The 18,232-nt window shown below is 49.4% G+C and carries 19 protein-coding genes; 4 read left to right on the plus strand and 15 right to left on the minus strand.

Annotated elements, in window-relative coordinates; genetic code table 11:
- Position 1: 1 nt before the first annotated feature.
- From KI362_RS05370 to KI362_RS05400, 7 genes are all read right to left on the minus strand, one after another.
- A complete protein-coding gene (locus KI362_RS05370) occupies positions 2–1,045 on the minus strand; it encodes a FecCD family ABC transporter permease (RefSeq protein ID WP_301625459.1) in 1,044 nt (347 codons plus the stop codon).
- Positions 1,042–2,052 (minus strand): FecCD family ABC transporter permease, encoded by a 1,011-nt coding sequence (locus KI362_RS05375; RefSeq protein WP_301625460.1) that lies wholly within the window; start codon positions 2,050–2,052, stop codon positions 1,042–1,044. Before KI362_RS05375 ends, KI362_RS05370 begins: the two co-directional genes overlap by 4 nt.
- 73 nt (positions 2,053–2,125) lie before the next feature.
- Positions 2,126–3,145 carry an ABC transporter substrate-binding protein gene (locus KI362_RS05380; RefSeq protein WP_301625462.1) on the minus strand — a complete coding sequence of 340 codons (1,020 nt, stop codon included), beginning with the start codon at positions 3,143–3,145 and terminating at the stop codon, positions 2,126–2,128.
- Between the two features lie 303 nt (positions 3,146–3,448).
- Positions 3,449–4,978, minus strand: a complete 1,530-nt coding sequence (ahpF, locus tag KI362_RS05385) for an alkyl hydroperoxide reductase subunit F (protein ID WP_301625464.1) — start codon at positions 4,976–4,978, stop codon at positions 3,449–3,451.
- A gap of 13 nt (positions 4,979–4,991) precedes the next feature.
- Positions 4,992–5,555: an alkyl hydroperoxide reductase subunit C gene (ahpC, locus tag KI362_RS05390; RefSeq protein WP_044480542.1), complete on the minus strand. Its 564-nt coding sequence runs from the start codon at positions 5,553–5,555 to the stop codon at positions 4,992–4,994.
- 208 nt (positions 5,556–5,763) lie between these two features.
- Positions 5,764–6,531, minus strand: a complete 768-nt coding sequence (locus KI362_RS05395) for an SDR family NAD(P)-dependent oxidoreductase (RefSeq protein WP_374705622.1) — start codon at positions 6,529–6,531, stop codon at positions 5,764–5,766.
- A gap of 136 nt (positions 6,532–6,667) precedes the next feature.
- On the minus strand, positions 6,668–7,096 hold the full coding sequence (locus KI362_RS05400; protein ID WP_301625466.1) for a VOC family protein: 429 nt from the start codon (positions 7,094–7,096) through the stop codon (positions 6,668–6,670).
- A gap of 222 nt (positions 7,097–7,318) precedes the next feature.
- Here KI362_RS05400 and KI362_RS05405 point away from each other — a divergent pair, with 222 nt between their 5' ends.
- The 3 genes from KI362_RS05405 to KI362_RS05415 all read left to right on the plus strand — a co-directional run bounded on the left by KI362_RS05405 (position 7,319) and on the right by KI362_RS05415 (position 10,183).
- Positions 7,319–8,200, plus strand: coding sequence for an ROK family protein (locus KI362_RS05405; RefSeq protein WP_301625467.1), 882 nt, complete (start codon positions 7,319–7,321; stop codon positions 8,198–8,200).
- A 648-nt stretch (positions 8,201–8,848) separates the two neighbouring features.
- Positions 8,849–9,706, plus strand: coding sequence for an alpha/beta fold hydrolase (locus KI362_RS05410; protein ID WP_301625468.1), 858 nt, complete (start codon positions 8,849–8,851; stop codon positions 9,704–9,706).
- 273 nt (positions 9,707–9,979) lie between these two features.
- Complete coding sequence (locus KI362_RS05415; protein ID WP_301625470.1) at positions 9,980–10,183, plus strand: hypothetical protein; 204 nt, start codon at positions 9,980–9,982, stop codon at positions 10,181–10,183.
- 71 nt (positions 10,184–10,254) lie between these two features.
- On the opposite strand, the gene KI362_RS05420 is transcribed toward KI362_RS05415, so the two are convergent.
- The 7 genes from KI362_RS05420 to KI362_RS05450 are packed head-to-tail and all read right to left on the minus strand — an operon-like array spanning position 10,255 to position 16,055.
- Positions 10,255–10,674 carry a Na+/H+ antiporter subunit G gene (locus tag KI362_RS05420; protein ID WP_301625471.1) on the minus strand — a complete coding sequence of 140 codons (420 nt, stop codon included), beginning with the start codon at positions 10,672–10,674 and terminating at the stop codon, positions 10,255–10,257.
- Positions 10,658–10,939, minus strand: a complete 282-nt coding sequence (locus KI362_RS05425) for a Na(+)/H(+) antiporter subunit F1 (protein WP_044480551.1) — start codon at positions 10,937–10,939, stop codon at positions 10,658–10,660. Before KI362_RS05425 ends, KI362_RS05420 begins: the two co-directional genes overlap by 17 nt.
- Entirely contained in the window at positions 10,936–11,415 is a 480-nt protein-coding gene (locus tag KI362_RS05430) for a Na+/H+ antiporter subunit E (RefSeq protein WP_044480552.1), read from the minus strand. The genes KI362_RS05425 and KI362_RS05430 overlap by 4 nt, the downstream gene beginning before the upstream one ends.
- 14 nt (positions 11,416–11,429) lie before the next feature.
- Positions 11,430–12,905, minus strand: a complete 1,476-nt coding sequence (locus KI362_RS05435; protein ID WP_301625473.1) for a Na+/H+ antiporter subunit D — start codon at positions 12,903–12,905, stop codon at positions 11,430–11,432.
- Positions 12,898–13,236 (minus strand): Na(+)/H(+) antiporter subunit C, encoded by a 339-nt coding sequence (locus KI362_RS05440; protein ID WP_044480556.1) that lies wholly within the window; start codon positions 13,234–13,236, stop codon positions 12,898–12,900. Before KI362_RS05440 ends, KI362_RS05435 begins: the two co-directional genes overlap by 8 nt.
- Position 13,237: 1 nt before the next feature.
- Entirely contained in the window at positions 13,238–13,660 is a 423-nt protein-coding gene (locus KI362_RS05445; RefSeq protein WP_044480557.1) for a Na(+)/H(+) antiporter subunit B, read from the minus strand.
- On the minus strand, positions 13,647–16,055 hold the full coding sequence (locus tag KI362_RS05450; protein ID WP_301625475.1) for a Na+/H+ antiporter subunit A: 2,409 nt from the start codon (positions 16,053–16,055) through the stop codon (positions 13,647–13,649). Before KI362_RS05450 ends, KI362_RS05445 begins: the two co-directional genes overlap by 14 nt.
- 128 nt (positions 16,056–16,183) lie before the next feature.
- On the opposite strand from KI362_RS05450, the gene KI362_RS05455 reads away from it, so the two are divergent.
- Positions 16,184–16,867: a universal stress protein gene (locus KI362_RS05455; protein ID WP_301625477.1), complete on the plus strand. Its 684-nt coding sequence runs from the start codon at positions 16,184–16,186 to the stop codon at positions 16,865–16,867.
- A gap of 105 nt (positions 16,868–16,972) precedes the next feature.
- Here KI362_RS05455 and KI362_RS05460 read toward each other — a convergent pair whose 3' ends face one another.
- Entirely contained in the window at positions 16,973–17,536 is a 564-nt protein-coding gene (locus tag KI362_RS05460; RefSeq protein ID WP_301625479.1) for a tyrosine-type recombinase/integrase, read from the minus strand.
- Positions 17,537–18,232 lie beyond the last annotated feature (696 nt).

Below are 18,232 nucleotides of genomic sequence, written 5' to 3' on the forward strand. Positions count from 1 at the left end.
ATCAAAATTGATTTCTGTTCTTGAACAGCAAATATAAGAAGAATGGCGCACCGATCCCGGCAGTAAATACTCCGGCAGGCACATCGAGCGGCAAAAAGGCCGTTCGTCCAATCAAGTCAGCTCCGCACACCAGCAGCGCCCCAATAGGGGCCGATGCCAGCAGCAGACTACCGAACAGGTTCCCTACCAGCCGTCTGGCGATATGGGGAGCAATGAGTCCGACGAAGCCAAGCGTTCCTGCCACGGATACGGCAAAGCCCGCCAGCAGCACGCTGCACAACAAGAGACCCACACGCTCACGCTGTACCGCTACGCCTAGCCCTGCCGCCAAATCATCGCCGAACGCCTGGGCATTAATGCTCCGCGCAAACCACAGCGATAACGGAAGGACAAGCAGAATGACGGGTAAAATGGTATAGACCTCGCGCCACGCTGCCCCGTAGACACTTCCTGTCAGCCAGATGTAAGCCTGCCCGGCGCTATAAAACGGGCTCAGGATCAACATGAACGTCGTGCCTGCCCCGGTGATCGAGGATACCCCGATGCCGATCAGCACCAGCCGAATGGGGGTAACCCCGGACTTCCAGGCCAACGCATAAATGATCAGCGAAGTCACCAATGCGCCGATAACCGCAAAGGCGGGCAATAACTTGATGCTAAGGGCTCCCCCTAATAGGGTCACGAAGCCAACTGCCGCAACCGCCGCCCCGCCCGTAATCCCGATCACATCCGGCGAAGCCAGCGGGTTGCGAATGATTCCCTGAAGGATTGCCCCGGACATGCCCAGGGCTGCACCCACCAATAGGGACAACAGCACTCGCGGCAGTCTCAGCGTCAGCACGACAAAGTCATGCTGCCCCTCATTTAGTCCCAGAATCGTCCACAGCACTTGAAGCGGGGAGATAAAATCACTGCCTATACTGGTTCCTACTACAGCGCAAATTAGCACTAATAGCATGAGCGCCGTTATGACCAGCACCGCCCGCCGCTCGATCAGGAAAGAAAATCTCTCTCCTTTACTGCGGATAACATATGTCTTCCTCATACCTTGCTCCCTCCCTTGCGCGCGATATAAACGAAGAACGGCCCGCCAATCAGAGCGGTAACCACGCCAATCGGCAGTTCATTCGGCAGAATAACCAGGCGCGCAATCACATCGGAGCAGAGCAGCAGCACCGCTCCCCCAAACAGTGAATAAGGAATGAGCCAGCGGTAATCATTGCCAACCAGGGCTCGCATCACATGAGGAACAACAAGACCGACGAGTCCTACGGAGCCGGCAACGGCGACAGAGCCTCCGGCCAGGAACACAACAACAGCTCCCATGAGCAATTTGACCAGCAGGACATTTTGTCCCATTCCTTTGGCGATATCCTCGCCGGTCAAGAGTAAATTAATCGCCCGGCCCATGAAGAGCGCGACCAGGGCAGCGACGGTCATGTATGGCAGTACAGGATACAGCATCTCCAGCGTCCTTCCGCTGACCGAGCCCGCAAGCCAGAACAACACATCCTGCAGGCCTGTCGAATTCAGCACAAGCATCGCCTGGGTGAACGACGAGAATAAAGCCGTAATGGCCGTCCCTGCCAATACAATCTTGATCGGAGTGATTCCGTCCCGTCCTAGCGAGCCCAGTGCATAGACAATAAGGGCGGCTAAAGCTGCTCCGGCAAAGCCGAACCACATCATCGTGCTCAAGGAAGAGACAGAGAGCACCACAATGGACAGCACAATAAAGAAAATCGCTCCGGCATTAATGCCAAACACGCTTGGTGAGGCCAGCGGATTGCGGGTCAATGCCTGCATAAGCGCTCCGGCAACCGCAAGCGCAGCCCCCACCACGCCGGCAATGACGGTTCGGGGCAGCCTCTCCGTATGTAGTACAATGTGTTCAATCGATTCTTCATTATAATTTCTGAACGCTTCCACAGCCGTGGAGAACGTGATTTCCGTGCGGCCAAGCATCAGGCTGGCAGCAGATGCTATAAGCAACAAGGCAAACAAGGCCGCAAGTCCCCATATCTTCGATTTATCTCGTAACAGCGGAAGCATATCCTCACTCTTTCGTATAATGAAATGCGGAGAGAGAGACCTGCCCTTTTAAAGGCAAATCTCTCTGCTGCAATTAATTGAGCTTGAAGTATTCATACAGGTCATCAAGCACCATATTGGCTGTCTTGTAACCCCCGGCACTATTCCATGCCACCTCATCCACCTGGACAAGCTGGCCATTCTTCACCGCATCGAGATTCGTCCACAGCTTGCTCTTGGTCCAATCCTCATAGTTCTTCTGGATGGCCTCGGTTTCGGTCCCCGAATTGAAATTGAAGATCAGGTCGGCGTTCATGTCGGGAATGCTCTCCTTGGAAGCCAATATGACTCCCCAAGTAGCATCGTCATCATGACCTTCTGGTCTGGTGAAGCCAAGCTCCTTGAGTATTTTCCCAGCATAGCCCATATAGAAAATCCGCACCTGATCTGCCCGGAAGTTGGTAATGGTCGCTTCAATCGGCAGACGATCGCCCATCTTCTCCTTGAAGTCAGTTACACGCGCCTCCCAATCGGCAAGCAATTGAGCGGATTCATCCTGCATGTTCATCGCTTCCCCGGCCGTTGCCAACGTTTCCTTCCAATCGTAAAGGGTTTCGGTCACCACCGTTGGTGCAATCTGTGATAATTGCTCGTAAATTTCTTCATGACGAATCTTTGTGGCAAGAATCAAATCCGGCTGCAGCTTATGAAGCTCCTCCAGATTCGGTTGGTTTTCTTGCCCGATAACAGGTACACCTTCCAAATCTGCCCTCAGGTACTCATATACCGGCTGCTGAACCCATGATTCTACAATCCCAGTAGGCGTAACCCCAAGTGAGACGACCACATCAGTCGCTCCTTGGAACAAGGTCACGACCTTCTTGGGTGTGCCTGTAATTTCCGTTTCCCCCATGGCATGCTTAATCACGCGGGTATCTTGGGCAGCACTGGCTTCCGCATTGCTGCTGGCGGTCTGTTCTGTATTCTCACTCGCATTGGTTCCCTTGTTATTCGTTGTACCTTCCGCCGCTCCTCCGGATGCACAACCGGATAAAACAGCAATAATTAAAAGAAGTGCTACCGAGCTGAACAACCCTTTTCTTAACTTCAACATAACGACCATCTTCCCCCGCTCCTACTAGTTGATATTGAAAATCATTATCATTTAGGATTGTAATAAAATCCGAGAACGATTTCAATATTTATTTTAAATTTAATTTTTTTATCCGACTTTTACAGCATCGTATCGGCAATCTCAGACAATGCAGCAAGGGTACGAGTTCGCCCCATTTTTAGATCCGCTTAGCATGCGGCTATAAGACACGGTAATCTGATCTGCATATAACAAAAAAAGGAAGACATCACCCCAATACATGGGAATGATATCTTCCTTTTCTATATAGAATCATGAAATTAATTATTGGTTCCGGATCATATAATCGAAGGCTCCAAGCGCTGCTGTTGCACCCGATCCCATAGAAATGATGATCTGCTTGTAAGCCGAATCGGTGCAGTCCCCTGCGGCGAATACGCCAGGAATTGTCGTCGCGCCATGCTTATCAACAACAATCTCTCCCATACGTGTACGCTCCAGAGAGTCGCCAAGCCAATCCGTGTTGGGAACAAGGCCGATTTGGACAAAGACGCCTTCCAGATCGATATGCTTCTCTTCCCCGCTCTCGCGCTCGATATAAGTGACACCGTTAACCTTGCTGGTACCGGTAACCTCTTTTACTTGCGCATTCTTGATCACGGTAGTGTTCGGCAAGCTGTTCAAGCGGTCTTGAAGTACAGAATCTGCCTTCAATTCCGGCATGAATTCCAGCACCGTCACATGGGAAGCGATCCCTGCCAGGTCAATAGCTGCCTCAATCCCCGAGTTGCCTCCGCCGACAACGGCTACAGGCTTGCCTGCGAACAACGGACCATCACAATGCGGGCAATAAGCAACGCCCTTATTCTTGAACTCGGCTTCACCCGGTACGCCCATATTACGCCAGCGCGCACCGGTGGAGATGATGACGGTCTTGCTCTTCAGCACCGCACCATTTTCTAGCTCCAGCTCGATCAGGTCTTTCTTCTCCAGGCGCTTTGCCCGCTGCGACTTCATGATGTCGATGCCATATTCCTTGGCATGCTCCTCCAGGCTGGCAGCAAGCTTAGGGCCTTCCGTGTACTTGACGCTAATAAAATTCTCGATGCCCAGGGTATCATTGACTTGTCCGCCGAAGCGCTCCGCCACGATACCTGTACGAATCCCTTTACGTGCTGCATAGATGGCTGCGCTTGCTCCAGCAGGTCCTCCGCCTACAACAAGAACATCGTAAGGCTCTTTATCCTCGAACTCTGACGGATCAGAGGTAACCAGCTTAGCCAGAATATCTTCAATGGTCATCCGGCCGCTGCCGAAGACTTCCCCATTCAGATATACGGTTGGAACTGCAAGGATCTCCTTGCTCTCAACCTCTTCCTTAAAGGCCGCCCCGTCGATCATCGTATTTGAAATGCCGGGATTGAGAATACTCATCAGGTTCAAGGCTTGCACGACATCAGGACAATTGTGGCACGATAGACTTACATAAGTCTCGAAGCGATATTCACCCTTGATACTCTTGATCTGGTCAATGACGCTCTGCTCAACCTTCGGAGCTCTTCCGCTTGTTTGAAGCAATGCCAGCACCAGGGAGGTGAATTCGTGGCCGAGAGGCACACCGGCAAAGACCACGCCAGTATCCTCGCCTGGACGATTCACACTAAAGCTTGGTGTTCTGGACAACGTGGTGTGTTCCACCTTGATTCGATTAGACATGCTGGAGAGCTCTTCAACAAGATCCAGCATGTCCTTCGATACGGTATCCGTCTGCGCACTGACCTTCAGCAGAATATCGCCTTCCATAAGCTGGAGATATTGCTCCAGTTGCTGTTTGATTTCTGCATCCAGTTTCATGGTTTCTCTCTCCTTAGATCTTGCCTACGAGGTCAAGACTTGGTTTCAGCGTCTCAGATCCTTCTTTCCATTTTGCAGGGCAAACCTCACCCGGATTGTTGCGCACATATTGAGCAGCCTTGACCTTGTCAATCAAATTACTTGCATCACGGCCGATGCCGTCAGCTGTAATTTCGACTGTCTGAATTACGCCGTCCGGATCGATGATGAATGTGGCACGGTTTGCAACACCTTCTTCTTCGATCAATACGTCGAAGTTGCGGGAAATGGTATGGGAAGGGTCGCCGATCATAATATAAGTAACCTTACCGATTGCTTCGGAGCTGTCATGCCAAGCTTTGTGTACGAAATGGGAGTCTGTCGATACCGAGTATACTTCAACCCCGAGATCCTTCAAGGTTGCGTACTGGTCTTGCAGGTCTTCCAACTCAGTTGGGCATACAAATGTAAAGTCTGCAGGATAGAAGCATACTACGCTCCATTTTCCTTTGAAGTCAGCGTCGCTAACCTCTATGAAATTTCCGTTGTGATATGCAGATGCCTTAAAAGGTAGAATTTCTTTTCCAATCAATGCCATATTATCTTCTCCTCCTGAAAGTGGTTTTCGCAACTGCCTGAACAGTTATTTATATTAATTATTATATGCGAACCATTCTCAACGTCAATGTTATTCACGAAGTCTTCATAATTTTAGTATATCCATTACCATTGAGCGCGAAACTCTCTGCATCCGCACAGAATGAAGCTATTATTATACATTTTCCCTGGAGCTATGCTCGGTAAGACTAAATGGCAGGCATCACATTCCCGCCGCATACCGGGATGAAGGCCCCCGTAGTGAAGGAAGCAAGATCACTTGCCAGGAAGACCACTGTATTGGCAATCTCTTGATCGGTTCCCCGGCGCTTTAAGGGGACGGACGATTCATACTGCGCCTGCAGCTCTGAGCCTTCCTCGCGATCCCTGTCACTAATCGTCCAGCCGGGAGCCACCTGATTCACGGTAATGCCATGCTCTCCTACCTCTTTCGCAAGCACCCGGTAGAGGCCATCCATTCCCCGTTTGCCAGCCGTATACGCGGATTGACCCGGAAAGTTCTGCATGGAACACTCCGTGTTGATCCCGATCAATCGGCCAGCCCCGCGCTCGATCATAGCCGGCAGAAAGGCTTTGGCCAGATACACATTTTGCAGGACACAAGACTCAAATTGGCTGATATAATCCTCAGGACTCTGCTCCAAGACGGAGGTCCATTCATACTGCACCACAGCATTTGCAACCACGATATGAGGCAATTCCCCATAGAAGCCGGAAATTTCATCACGCATCCGACCGATCTCGGCCTGTGAGGTAATATCCGCCTGCACCAGCAGAGCCCGCCGCCCGAGCTCTTCTACCTGCTGCTTCAATTCCTCAGCCTTGCCGCGGCTGCTGCGATAGTGAATGATCACATCGGCCCCCGCTTCAGCCAGCGTGCGGACCATTACCCTTCCAAGCTGTCCGCCTGCACCCGTAACGAGTGCAATTTTTCCGGTTAGATCAATAGGTATCATGTCGGGATCTCCTTTTCTAGAAAATAGGGATAGATTCAAATCTATCATACCTTATTCTGGAACAGATACGCGAAAATAATCCGGAAATAAATGCAGCCCCTTCCCTTGCCGGGAGGAGGCTGCTTGAGTATTTATGCTACGGTTTCTCTGGAACATTAATCTGAAAAGTAATGCCAAACTTGTCCCGTACAATTCCGTACAGAGGACTCCAATCTGTCTTTTGCAATGGCATAAGAACTTGTCCACCTTCTTCTAGTGCGCTGAATATTTCTTTAGCTCTGGATTCCTCCTGCGGATGAAGCGCGATCTGAACAGCGTCTCCTCCTGCCTGATACGGCATCCCGGGAAAGGTGTCGGAAAACATAATATCCGAGTCTCCTACCTTCAAATGAGCGTGCATGACCCGATCCTTGATATCATCCGTTACAGGATGCTCCGGATCCTCCGGCATATCGCCGAACAGCATAATACCAACAACTTGTCCGCCTAGAGCCTTCTCGTAAAAATAAACAGCTTCCTTGGTGGTGCCATCAAAATTCAGGTACGGATTTAAATGAATGGACATGTTTTGCACAGCTCCTTTACGGAAATTTTAGATCATCATCAGTATATAACATATCCGTACTGTTGTTATTCATCCATAGGCAGACTTTCTATTGCGGTAAGAGGAATCAGACGGCCACAATCACTGTGGAGGCTCCTCGGTCTATGGTATAATCCTTTTTAACAATCGATGTAAAGATTAGTTATCATATTGCGACTCTTCTCAATGGAGGTTTTGATTATTTTGAAAACTTTAGGAGCAATAGAAGCCGGGGGAACCAAATTCGTATGCGGGATTGGAACTGCAGACGGCCGCGTTCTGGACCGGGCAAGCTTTCCAACGACAACTCCTGATGAGACCATGCGAAAGGTATTTGACTACTTTGCAGATAAGCGCATTGATGCGATGGGGATTGGCTCCTTCGGTCCGATCGATCCGATTCCCGGCAGCCCAACCTATGGCTATATTACAACTACTCCCAAGCCGTATTGGACCAACTTCAATCTGGTAGGTGCCGTTAAGGATCAGTTGAATGTTCCAATCGGCTTCGATACGGACGTCAATGGCGCTGCGCTCGGCGAATCCCGCTGGGGTGCTGCGCAAGGGCTGGATAGCTGCCTCTATATTACGGTGGGCACAGGCATCGGTGCAGGCGCCGTTGTTGGCGGCAAGCTGATTCACGGACTGTCTCATCCGGAGATGGGACATATCCTAGTCCCCCGCCATCCAGGGGATCCGTACGAAGGAACATGCCCGTACCATAAAGACTGCTTGGAAGGACTAGCCGCAGGTCCTGCGATCGTGAAGCGCTGGAACGTGCAGCATGGCACGGACCTCCCGGCAGACCACCCCGCATGGGAGATGGAAGCCTACTATCTAGCACAGGCTCTAATGAATTATGTATTAATTCTCTCTCCGGAGAAAATAGTGATGGGCGGCGGCGTAATGAAGCAAACGCAGTTATTTCCATTAATCGCTGAGAAGCTTCAGCAGCTTCTCAGCGGCTATGTCCAGCATCCGAGTCTTAATCAGAATATCGGAAGCTACATCGTTCCCCCAGGACTGGGTGACAATGCAGGCCTTGCCGGTGCGTTGGCGCTTGCGGATGCTGCTGTCAATTCCTGACCAGTCTCTATATGACCGAGATTACAAGAAAAGGGGCTGGCCAAAAAGTCCCTGAACACAAAAAGCCGGAAGGAAAAGGTGATCTTTCCTATCCGGCTTTTTGGTGTTTGTAGGAAGCAGACGCGGCGAGAATACTTTTTGTACGAATTTTCATATATAACTGCTCCTTGATGCCATCGACTGGAAGAGTTTGAACGATATTTCATACAAATTGCTCTCGTCCCCTCGCTTCGCGGGCGCTTTTATATGATATTTCGTACAAAACTCCTGGATTCAGGCGGTGCGGAGGGATGTTATGTGACCTTTCGTACAAACTCCGACACGGAACCGTCCACCAAGCGGTGGTGGCTGATATTTCGTACAAAACTCCGGCAACGCTGGGCATTTGATTTGGCGAATTTCCGGGAGAACTCCTTTTCTATATTGAATATTCACCGTTACTTGATCCCCGATCCCCTTGCCGAGCTCCTTGGAAATTGCCCCCGGAGATTCGGATCTCATTCGCATACTTCGGATAGCGTCCTTTATAAAACGTATCATTATCCAATCGGCTAAAATCCTCAGTTTTCACTTTTTTAGTACAACTTTCATAGCAAATTCAATACAATAGAGCTATCCATGAAGAACTGAAATGAGGGATTCTCTTTCATGAACGCAGAGCATTCATTCGGAACAAGTCATTATGTGACACTTGAAAACGGCCGCAAGCTCCACTATATGTGCAAAGGAAGCGGGGATACGACCGTGGTATTTGAGTCCGGTATGGGCTCCTCCCGCTCTACCTGGGGCTTGGTCCAGCCTGCCGCCAGTCAGCATGCAAGGGCCGTCGTCTATGACCGGGCAGGCTATGGAAAGAGTGATCCTCCCCCCGCTCCAAGAACGCTGCACCAGATGGCGCTGGACCTGAACCGCCTGCTCGACGAACTGGGCGAAGGCCCGTTTCTCCTGGTCGGACATAGCTGGGGCGGCCCTATCGTTCGTACAGCAGCCGCGCTCAAACCGGACAGAATCAAAGGGCTTCTATTAATCGATCCGTCAGACGAGCACTGCGATCTGTATTTCTCCAGGCTGTCGCGAATAAACTTTGCAGTACAGCGCTCTCTTCTTCCTTTCATGGCGAGAACCGGGCTATACCGCAAACTCGGCAGCAAGACCGGAAATGTCCAGCCGAAGGATATCGCAGCAGACTATGCCCGTGAAGACTTCACGATTGAAGCGGCAAGAACAGTCAATGAGGAATCCAGGCAAATGTTGGCTGAGCTGACGAAGCTCAAGCAGGATCCGCCCAATTTGGGTGAACTCGCCGTCCGCATTCTATCCGGCACCCTGGCTGCAGGTGCTGAGCGCCATATCCGTCCAGCCATTGTGAAGGCTCATCAGCAGAGCGTTGCTTCCTTGTCCAACGGGCGCTGGGTAGAAGCCCCTAACTCGGGCCACATGATTATCTATAGCGAGCCGGAGCTCATTGTGCAGGAGATTGCAGACATGCTGGGAACGGATGCTTAGTCTGAAGTACCGGATCATTTTTTAGCTCCTACTCATCAAACTGTACCCATTCTCATTTGCAAAAGGAACCGGAGACGAAGGCCTCTGGTTCGAGGGTGAACGCAAGACGAAGGCCTCTGGTTCGAGGGTGAACGCAAGATTCGATCGCTTGCCCGAATTTTACGGACATTACGTCCTCTTAGAACTAATTTTTGATGTTGATCGAAATGTAACGGACATTTTGTACACTTAGCTAGTAGTTTTGAAGAGGAAAGGGTTGATCGAGCGTCCTAAGTGGCGAAAATGTCCGTTAGCGATCAAAATAGGCTGAAAAGGCTAGCTAACAATCCAAAATGTCCGTTAGAGAACACGAAAGTCGATGTAAGCTGTGAGGCTGTGCTGCCGCTGAGACCTGTAGGAACGAAGCAGTTGCACGAAGGAGGCCCTACTTACTACTACGCGCTACTTGGCGGAGTCTCCCGTTCCTTCACCGCCTAGTTATCGCCCATGCCGAGCGCACCAAAAAGGGCATCCAATCCTTCATCTCGGATCGGATGCCCTTCACTATTTTAGTCCACAGCCAGAGGCTTGATGCTTCCTTCAACCCTCTCCACTTGCTCCTCATCCTCAGAGTCCGGATTCTCATTCTCCATATAATAGTCCTTGAGCTCATCCTGAACCGTGCTCTCCGTTAACGGCACATGATGGCGGTAGGCTGACCTACAGATCATATGCGCGGCTACCGGCGCGGTCAGGAAGACGAAGAAGATTCCCAAAATCAGACGAATGCTGAAAAAACCGTCTAGAATCAGGAAATACAGCAATGTCCCTATAAGCGTGGACAATACGCCGAGCGTAGAACTTTTAGATGCAGCATGAGACCTTGTATATACATCCGGGAGCCGGACATTTCCAATCGCACTGACCACACTGAAGATGGCGCCAACCAGGATGAATACGGCCCCAATCACCTCACCGCTTCCGCTCAATGACAACACCCCTTTCGAGGAATTTGGCGAAGGCCGCCGTACCTATGAAAGACAGGATGCCGATAAGCAGGATAAGATCAAAGAACGCATGGGTATGCAGGAAGACTGAGAATACCGCAATACCGGCAATAATATTGATGCCGACAGAGTCGAGCGCCTGAACACGGTCCGCACTGGACGGTCCCTTCACGATCCGGTACAGATTGCACATAATCGCCACGACCAGCAGACATAAAGCAATGATCATAAGGGTCTCGAATATCATTTTCTTGTCACATCCTTTATGGCTTTTTCAAATATCGTCTTGGACTTGATGACGGACTCTTTCGAGTCAGGCATATTCAAGCCGTGAATATACAGCACCTTCGAATCCCCGGATATCTCCATCACGACCGATCCGGGCGTCAGGCAGATTAGCAGGGATAACAGGGTAATCTCCAAATCACCCTCTAAATCCGTCTCTACCTTGAAGATGCCCGGCTTCACATGCAGCTTGGGGTGAAGCACATACTTCATCACCATCATGGAAGAAGTAATCAGCTCATGAATAAAGATTACAAAGAGCTTGCCCACAGCGGCTAAGGTGAACAAATAATAAGGCTTCTTGAAAAAGCGCCTCATGAAAAACAAAATGATCAAACCGACAATATAGCCGCTGATGAAATTTAATACGCTTGTTTCATCCTGCAGGAACATCCATAAGTAAGCAATAAACATATTGAGCAACACTTGAACGGGCATAGCATTCTCCCCCTTTAGTCAAACACGGCCTGAATATAGAGACTCGGGTTCAGCAGTTCCTCCGCTGCCTGGGTCACATAGCCCGCAATTCCTTCCGCTCCGATGCCAAGAGCCAGACTGACAACCGTCAAGAGCAGGATCGGAACAAGCAGACCCTTCGTTGTGCCAACTTCCTCCTCCTCACTCAGAAGCATCTCGCCCCAGAAGGCGTTCATGAAGAGCTTCATCATGGAGAATAAAATGAACAGGCTCGCGACAAGGCCAATGCCTCCCAGCCAGAAATAACCGGCTTCAAAGGTGCCCTGAGTAATGAAGACCTTTCCGAGAAAGCCGCTCAATGGCGGAATTCCAACCATTGACAATGCGGCGATGAAGAACATCCAGCCCAGTTGAGGATGACGGCGGATCAGGCCGCTGATCTCCTTCAGATTGCTGGTCCCGGTTAGATGAACGACTGTACCCCCGATCAGGAATATCAGTGCTTTGATAATCATGTCATGCAGCAAATAGTAGATAGCGCCAGAAATTCCCGCCGTAGTAGAAGATACTAACCCCGCTATGATGAACCCGACACTGATGATCACGTTGTAGGTTAATATTTTTTTCAAATCCCAGAAGCCAACCGCTCCGATCCCGCCCAGAATCATCGTGACCGCCGCCAATATCCCGATAAATAAGTGGGTGATCTGCGGCTCGTGATAAAAGATCAGCGTAAACATCCGGAAGATGGCATAAATTCCCACCTTGGTAAGCAAGGCCGCAAATATGGCAGCAATCGCAGTCGGCGGCGCGCTATAGGAGCCTGGAAGCCAGAAGAACAGCAGCAGTCCGGCCTTTAAGGCAAAGACGATCAGGAACAAAAATGCAACGGTTGTGATCATTCCGTCCTGACCTGCTTCCGCAATCCGAAGCGACAAATGCGCGAGGTTCAACGTGCCGGTAATGGAGTAGAGATAGGCTACTCCCATCAGGAAGAAGGACGAAGAGATGATGTTCGTGAAAATGTATTTCAAGGATTCCCGAAGCTGTCTTTTTTCACCGCCAAGGGTGATAAGTACATAAGAAGCTACCAAGAACAGTTCGAAGAAGACATATAAATTAAATAAATCCCCGGTCAAAAAGGAGCCGTTAACGCCTGTGATCAAAAATAAAAACAAGGGGTAGAAGTATAGCTTCTGCTGCTTCCTCCCGATGGTCGGGAACGCGTAGATCAAACAGCATATGGCGACAATGGAGGTGACCAGCAGCAGCAAGGCACTGAACATATCGCCGACAAAGCTAATCCCGTAAGGCGCTTCCCATCCGCCCAATTGAAGAGTCTGAATTCCATCAAGCCGGATTTGATTTATTAACAGCCCAGAGACGGCAGCCGTAGCCAATAAGGCGATGAGGCTAAGCACCCGCTGAAGGTGAATATTGGTGTGAAAGATGATTAGCACCATCCCTATCAACAACGGAATGACCACTGGTGCAATTAATAGATTATTCATTCGCCTCCCCCCTTAGCTGTTCCATGTCGTCGGTCTCAAAGCTCTGATAAGCCCGGTAGCAAAGCACCAGTACCAGCGCCGTCACGGCAAAGTTGATCACGATCGCCGTCAGAACCAGAGCTTGAGGAACCGCATCCGTGAACACCTTATTACGCTCCCCTAACAGGGGCGGTCCGCCTGTCTTCAAGCCTCCGGAAGCAACGATCAATAAATTTACGGCATGGCCGATGATGGATGTGCCTAAGACGATCCGCAGCAAATGCCTGGATAAGATTAAATAAGTGCCGATGGATACCAGGATACCGACCAGAATAATAATGAGTGTGTCCATATTACCGATCCTCGCTTATGCTCAAAATAATGTTGACCGCTGTGCCAATAACCGCCAGGGCCACCCCTGTATCAAAGATCAGTGCGGATGCAAGCTCGGTATCTCCAAAGATCGGTAAATCAAAATGATCAAAGGCCTGGGTCAAGAAAGGCCTGCCGAAGATAACAGCGGTCATGCCCGTTCCAACAGCGATCAATACGCCAATCGCCGCCAGCTTCTTGAAGTCCATCCGGATATTTTCTCTAACCTTCTCGATCCCGAAGGAAAGATACATCAGAATGATCGCCGTAGCCGTACTTAAGCCCCCGACAAATCCGCCGCCGGGAAAATGATGACCATTCATGAACAAGTAGATCGAAAAGGTCAAGATGATTACGACCGCCACACGGGTCACGCTTTGCAAAATCACATCATTCTGCTTCATGCTCTTTCCCCCTCTTGGAACGTTGACGAATCAGAACGTACACTCCCAGTCCTGCTATCGTCAGTACGGATATTTCCAGCATGGTATCGAAGCCGCGGAAATCAACCAGAATGGCATTTACGATATTTTTGGCGCCGGCCAGCTCATAGGAATTTTCAAAAAATGAAGTGATCGGCTCGAACAATTTATGTCCTTTGGCAGACAAGGCCATGACCGTCACGGTTAGTCCGACAGCGATGGAAATGATCAGGTTCGTCCATTTGAAGGAAATGCGTTCCACAGTCTTCTTTAACTTAGGTAAATGATAGAAGCACAGCAGGAACAACACGGTTGTTACCGTCTCAACCACCATCTGGGTCAGCGCCAAATCCGGCGCCCGGAAGATGACGAAGAACATGGAGATCACATATCCCATTACGCCAAGCGCTACAATCGCGACAATTCGATTCGATGCCAGCAACACGGTAAGCGCCGAAATAATCATACAAATGACGAGCCCCGCATCAAAGACATTGATCATTGCATCGTTGGAGAAATCAAACTGAATTCCATGGAACAACAGTAATGACCCCATTAATAAGAGAACGAAGAAGGCAAAGACATAGATCAGATAATGCCTTAATGAACCTGTCATATAGCGGCTGGTCAAGGAAGCGGATAACCGTTCGGCGCCTTGAAGTCCTTCGTTGAAGAGATGATTCAGGCTCAGACTTTGCGGGAATTTTCGGGCCGCAGGGAGCCATTTCTTCTTGACCACATAGAGCAGGCTGCCCAGAAGAATAACGCCAATAGTCATCAGCAGCTCATAATTCAAGCCATGCCATGCGCTGATCTTCAGATCATAGGAGGACGGCGTCATCATAGGAAGCACCGAGCTCAATGCAGGCGTGAGAACATATTTTCCAAGTACGTTCGGGAAGAAGAAGATCAGCACAACCAAGAGACCAAGCAAAATCGGAGCTAGCAGCATGCCCAAAGGGGCTTCATGCACCTTGCGGTTCAGACGCTCAGGATGATACGGGCCTCCGAAGGTTTTAAATACGAAAATCATGCAGTAAACAAAGGTAAAGATGCTCGCTACCCAGGCAATAATCGGGAAGAGCGCACCAATACTGTCCAGTCCAAAGATACCTGCCTTGGACACATCCAGCACAGCCGCGAAAAACATTTCCTTGCTCAAAAATCCGTTAAACGGCGGCAGTCCCGCCATGGAAAGTCCGCCAATGAGCGCAATCGTGAAGGTGATCGGCATCACCTGCATCAGGCCGCCCAAATAGCGGATGTCCCGCCGGCCGGTCTCATGGTCGATAATACCGACAACCATAAACAAGCTGCCCTTGAAGGTGGAGTGATTAAATAGATGGAAGAGCGCCGCATACGCAGCAACCGTAAACACCGTTCCGCTCTCGCCAGGACCGAAATAGACGGCCAGAGAGCCGATTCCGAGCAGACTCATAATCAGACCAAGCTGGCTAATCGTAGAATAAGCCAATAACGGCTTCAGGTCCGTCTGCCGAAGCGCCGTCAACGAGCCATAGAGCAGTGTAATCACCCCTACGCCGGAGACAAGCCAGAACCAGACCGGACTGCCGCCGAAGATCGGAGTCATACGGGCCACAAGATAAATACCGGCCTTGACCATGGTTGCAGAGTGGAGGTAACTGCTTACCGGGGTAGGCGCCTCCATCGCTTCCGGCAGCCAGATGCCGAATGGAAACTGCGCCGATTTCGTAAAGGCTCCCAGTAGCACGCACAGCATGGCAGGAATAAAGAGCACATGACTCTGAATCGTCTCCATATTCGCGATCAATTCACGGATACTGTAAGTATCCCCCATCATGATCAGCATAATGAAGCCGGCCAGCATGCCAAAGCCGCCAAACACGGTAATGAGCATGGATTTCAAAGCTCCTTGACGGGAGCTCTTCCGCTCATACCAGTAGGAGATTAATAAGAAGGAAGACACGCTGGTCAGCTCCCAGAAGCCGTAAAATACCAGCAAATGATCAGAGAAGACGACACCCAGCATAGCCCCCATAAACATCAACAGATAGATATAGAAGTTATGAAGTGCCTCTCTTTTGGACATATAGAAGATAGAGTACAGAATGACCAGCGTCCCTACTCCAGTGATCAGAAGACCGAATAATAGTGCAAGACCGTCCACATAAGCCGTAAACTCGATACCAAGGGACGGAATCCAGGAAAGGGTGTATTCGTAGGTCATACCGGATGCGACATCAGGTATGAATTGCAGCAAATAGATCAGGATGGCCAAGGGGACAATCATCACGAACCAGCCTGTATGTACCTGACGGTTCAAGTATTTAAACAGAAACGGGACAATACATGCAAAAATAAACGGCAGAAAAATAAAGAGATATAATGTAATCAACCGCACTCCTCCTCACTAACCAATCAAATCATGATAAATACCGTTTGACTCTTGCGGTAACTTCCACTATAGTCTTACGTAGTTTAAAAAAAGTGCTTCATTATTAACCTTGAGGTGAATTGTTTAAAATGAATAATCTGTTCAATGAGAGCATACTTGTCTGCGTTTATTATGGGCCGAACGGAGAGAGATTACTCAAGCGCGGCTGTAAAATTGCCAATATGCTCCAGGCTCCGCTCTATGTACTGACTATTGACCCTAAGCCGTTTGATGAATTGGATGCCGATAAAGTACATTACATTGAAAAATGGAAAGAATTTGCTCAAGCTCATCCTACAGCTCAGTTCATTATGAAGGATAATGAGCAGCGCCCGGTTTCCAAGGTCATTGCCGAGGTTGCCAGAGAACATCAAGTTACTCAAATTATTTTGGGACAGACCGCACATAGCCGTTGGGAGCAAATTACAAAGGGATCGATTATTAACTCTCTGGTTCGCGATATCCCGTTTGTGGATCTGCATATCGTCTCTGTCGCCCGTTATATCCGGGATGAAGAAGGGCTCTATGAGAAGGGTGTTCGAGCCTATTTATTTCAGGATGGCGAGCAATATCAGCTCAGTTTCAATCATGATAAGGACACGCTGTATGAGGGCATCTTCTTCAAGGAAGCCGATACGGACTTCGATAACGGAATCTTCCGTTTTATGAAGGATGCAGAAACCCTGCAGGTTCTGGTTAGAGACGGGGTTGTTACTGAATTGATGAATGTGGATATGCACACGACCGTGAGTCTGAATGACATAGAATCATAAGCTATAAGCTGGCTATATTGTATCAAAAGCTCTCTACATCTTATGTGGGGAGCTTCTTTATGATTTAGAACAGCAGATTGCCCATATAAGCGCCGTTCCCACCCTCTACAAGTTCACATCCACTTTAATAGGAAGAGGCTCAGCCTTGCTCACACCCAAATATTTAAGGGTCTCCGCCGTAGACTGATGGTTCAAAATGGACTTGATGATAGAGATGGCGATGCCTTTCTGGTAGGCGTGATAACCGAAGGTCTTACGCAGCGTATGGGTGCCGATATTCTCGGATATCCCGATCTCCCTTGCAGATTGGTTAATAATTCGATAAGCCTGCTGACGGGTAATTGGCCGGCAGTCCCGCTTGGACTTGAATAAATAGTCCTCGGGCTTACAGTCCTTCCCGGATAAATACTCCGTAACGATTTCCCGAATCTTGCTGTTCAAATAGTACCATTTATCCTCTCCGGTCCGCTCTTCCTTGATCACCAGAAATTCCTTCGTATTCTGTCCGTCCCAGACGTCCTGAACCTTAAGGTTCAACATATCAAGCAAGCTTAAGCCCGTATTGATTCCAATAACGAACAGCAGCAGGTCTCTAATGGAATTCTTCCTCAACTCCTCTTTCATAGCTTGAATAGTCTCATTGTCTCGAATCGGATTGACGAATTGCACCGATAATCCCCCCGAATTGATGTTACTTAATTAAAGCTTACCATACATTAAGTAACATCACAAACAAGAATTTGTTCATTTTTTAATCAAATTTTGGCTGTCTGCGGTTGTATAAGATCAGTTGAGCCGTCCCAGAAGTTCGTGGCAGCGCTCTATTTGCTGCAGTTTGCTGCGACTGTGCAGCAGTATAAAGCAGGGAAAAGATTCTGCGTTCCGGGGGTAACGTGTGAAGGTTGCTTTCGATCGCTGTTGCTCGCGGATTTCTTTAATTGGACAAGTTCTGAAAAGGAAGAAATCCGCTCACAAAGGCGAACACTCCGAGCATATGCTCCCGATGCAGCTTTCTTTCAGAAAGCTTTTACTGCACCAACCTTCACACTTATACCCTTTTAACGCAGATTCTTTAGTTAGGCTTTATAGTGCTATGCACCGCACTCTGCAAATGCATTCAAACAGTAAGCAGACAACACCGTATCATTATTGGGGATACGCCCATTTCAATCAGCCTGCAGGGCAAGGCCATTCCAGTAGATTCTGCAAAATACCGACCAAATACGCATGCGTAACATGCGTAAATCTCGCACCGAGCGCAGCTCCATTGGCGCGGTGTTTTCGCAGCATGACGGTGATCGGTTGTCCGCATGAAAATATGGATCTTACGTGTGCAGTGAAAAAAGTTACCTTAAAATTCCGGGA

Source organism: Paenibacillus apis, from assembly GCF_018333295.1.
Taxonomy (GTDB): Bacteria; Bacillota; Bacilli; order Paenibacillales; family Paenibacillaceae; genus Fontibacillus; species Fontibacillus antibioticophila.

Excerpts from the sequence above, each read along its gene's own strand:
- KI362_RS05455 (WP_301625477.1), top strand. The coding sequence starts at position 16,184 with ATGAATAATCTGTTCAATGAGAGCATACTTGTCTGCGTTTATTATGGG.
- KI362_RS05375 (WP_301625460.1), bottom strand. The coding sequence starts at position 2,052 with ATGCTTCCGCTGTTACGAGATAAATCGAAGATATGGGGACTTGCGGCC.
- KI362_RS05425 (WP_044480551.1), bottom strand. The coding sequence starts at position 10,939 with ATGATATTCGAGACCCTTATGATCATTGCTTTATGTCTGCTGGTCGTG.
- KI362_RS05430 (WP_044480552.1), bottom strand. The coding sequence starts at position 11,415 with ATGCCCGTTCAAGTGTTGCTCAATATGTTTATTGCTTACTTATGGATG.
- ahpF (WP_301625464.1), bottom strand. The coding sequence starts at position 4,978 with ATGAAACTGGATGCAGAAATCAAACAGCAACTGGAGCAATATCTCCAG.
- KI362_RS05370 (WP_301625459.1), bottom strand. The coding sequence starts at position 1,045 with ATGAGGAAGACATATGTTATCCGCAGTAAAGGAGAGAGATTTTCTTTC.
- KI362_RS05445 (WP_044480557.1), bottom strand. The coding sequence starts at position 13,660 with ATGAAGCAGAATGATGTGATTTTGCAAAGCGTGACCCGTGTGGCGGTC.
- KI362_RS05440 (WP_044480556.1), bottom strand. The coding sequence starts at position 13,236 with ATGGACACACTCATTATTATTCTGGTCGGTATCCTGGTATCCATCGGC.
- KI362_RS05395 (WP_374705622.1), bottom strand. The coding sequence starts at position 6,531 with ATGATACCTATTGATCTAACCGGAAAAATTGCACTCGTTACGGGTGCA.
- KI362_RS05400 (WP_301625466.1), bottom strand. The coding sequence starts at position 7,096 with ATGTCCATTCATTTAAATCCGTACCTGAATTTTGATGGCACCACCAAG.
- KI362_RS05435 (WP_301625473.1), bottom strand. The coding sequence starts at position 12,905 with ATGAATAATCTATTAATTGCACCAGTGGTCATTCCGTTGTTGATAGGG.
- ahpC (WP_044480542.1), bottom strand. The coding sequence starts at position 5,555 with ATGGCATTGATTGGAAAAGAAATTCTACCTTTTAAGGCATCTGCATAT.
- KI362_RS05380 (WP_301625462.1), bottom strand. The coding sequence starts at position 3,145 with ATGTTGAAGTTAAGAAAAGGGTTGTTCAGCTCGGTAGCACTTCTTTTA.
- KI362_RS05410 (WP_301625468.1), top strand. The coding sequence starts at position 8,849 with ATGAACGCAGAGCATTCATTCGGAACAAGTCATTATGTGACACTTGAA.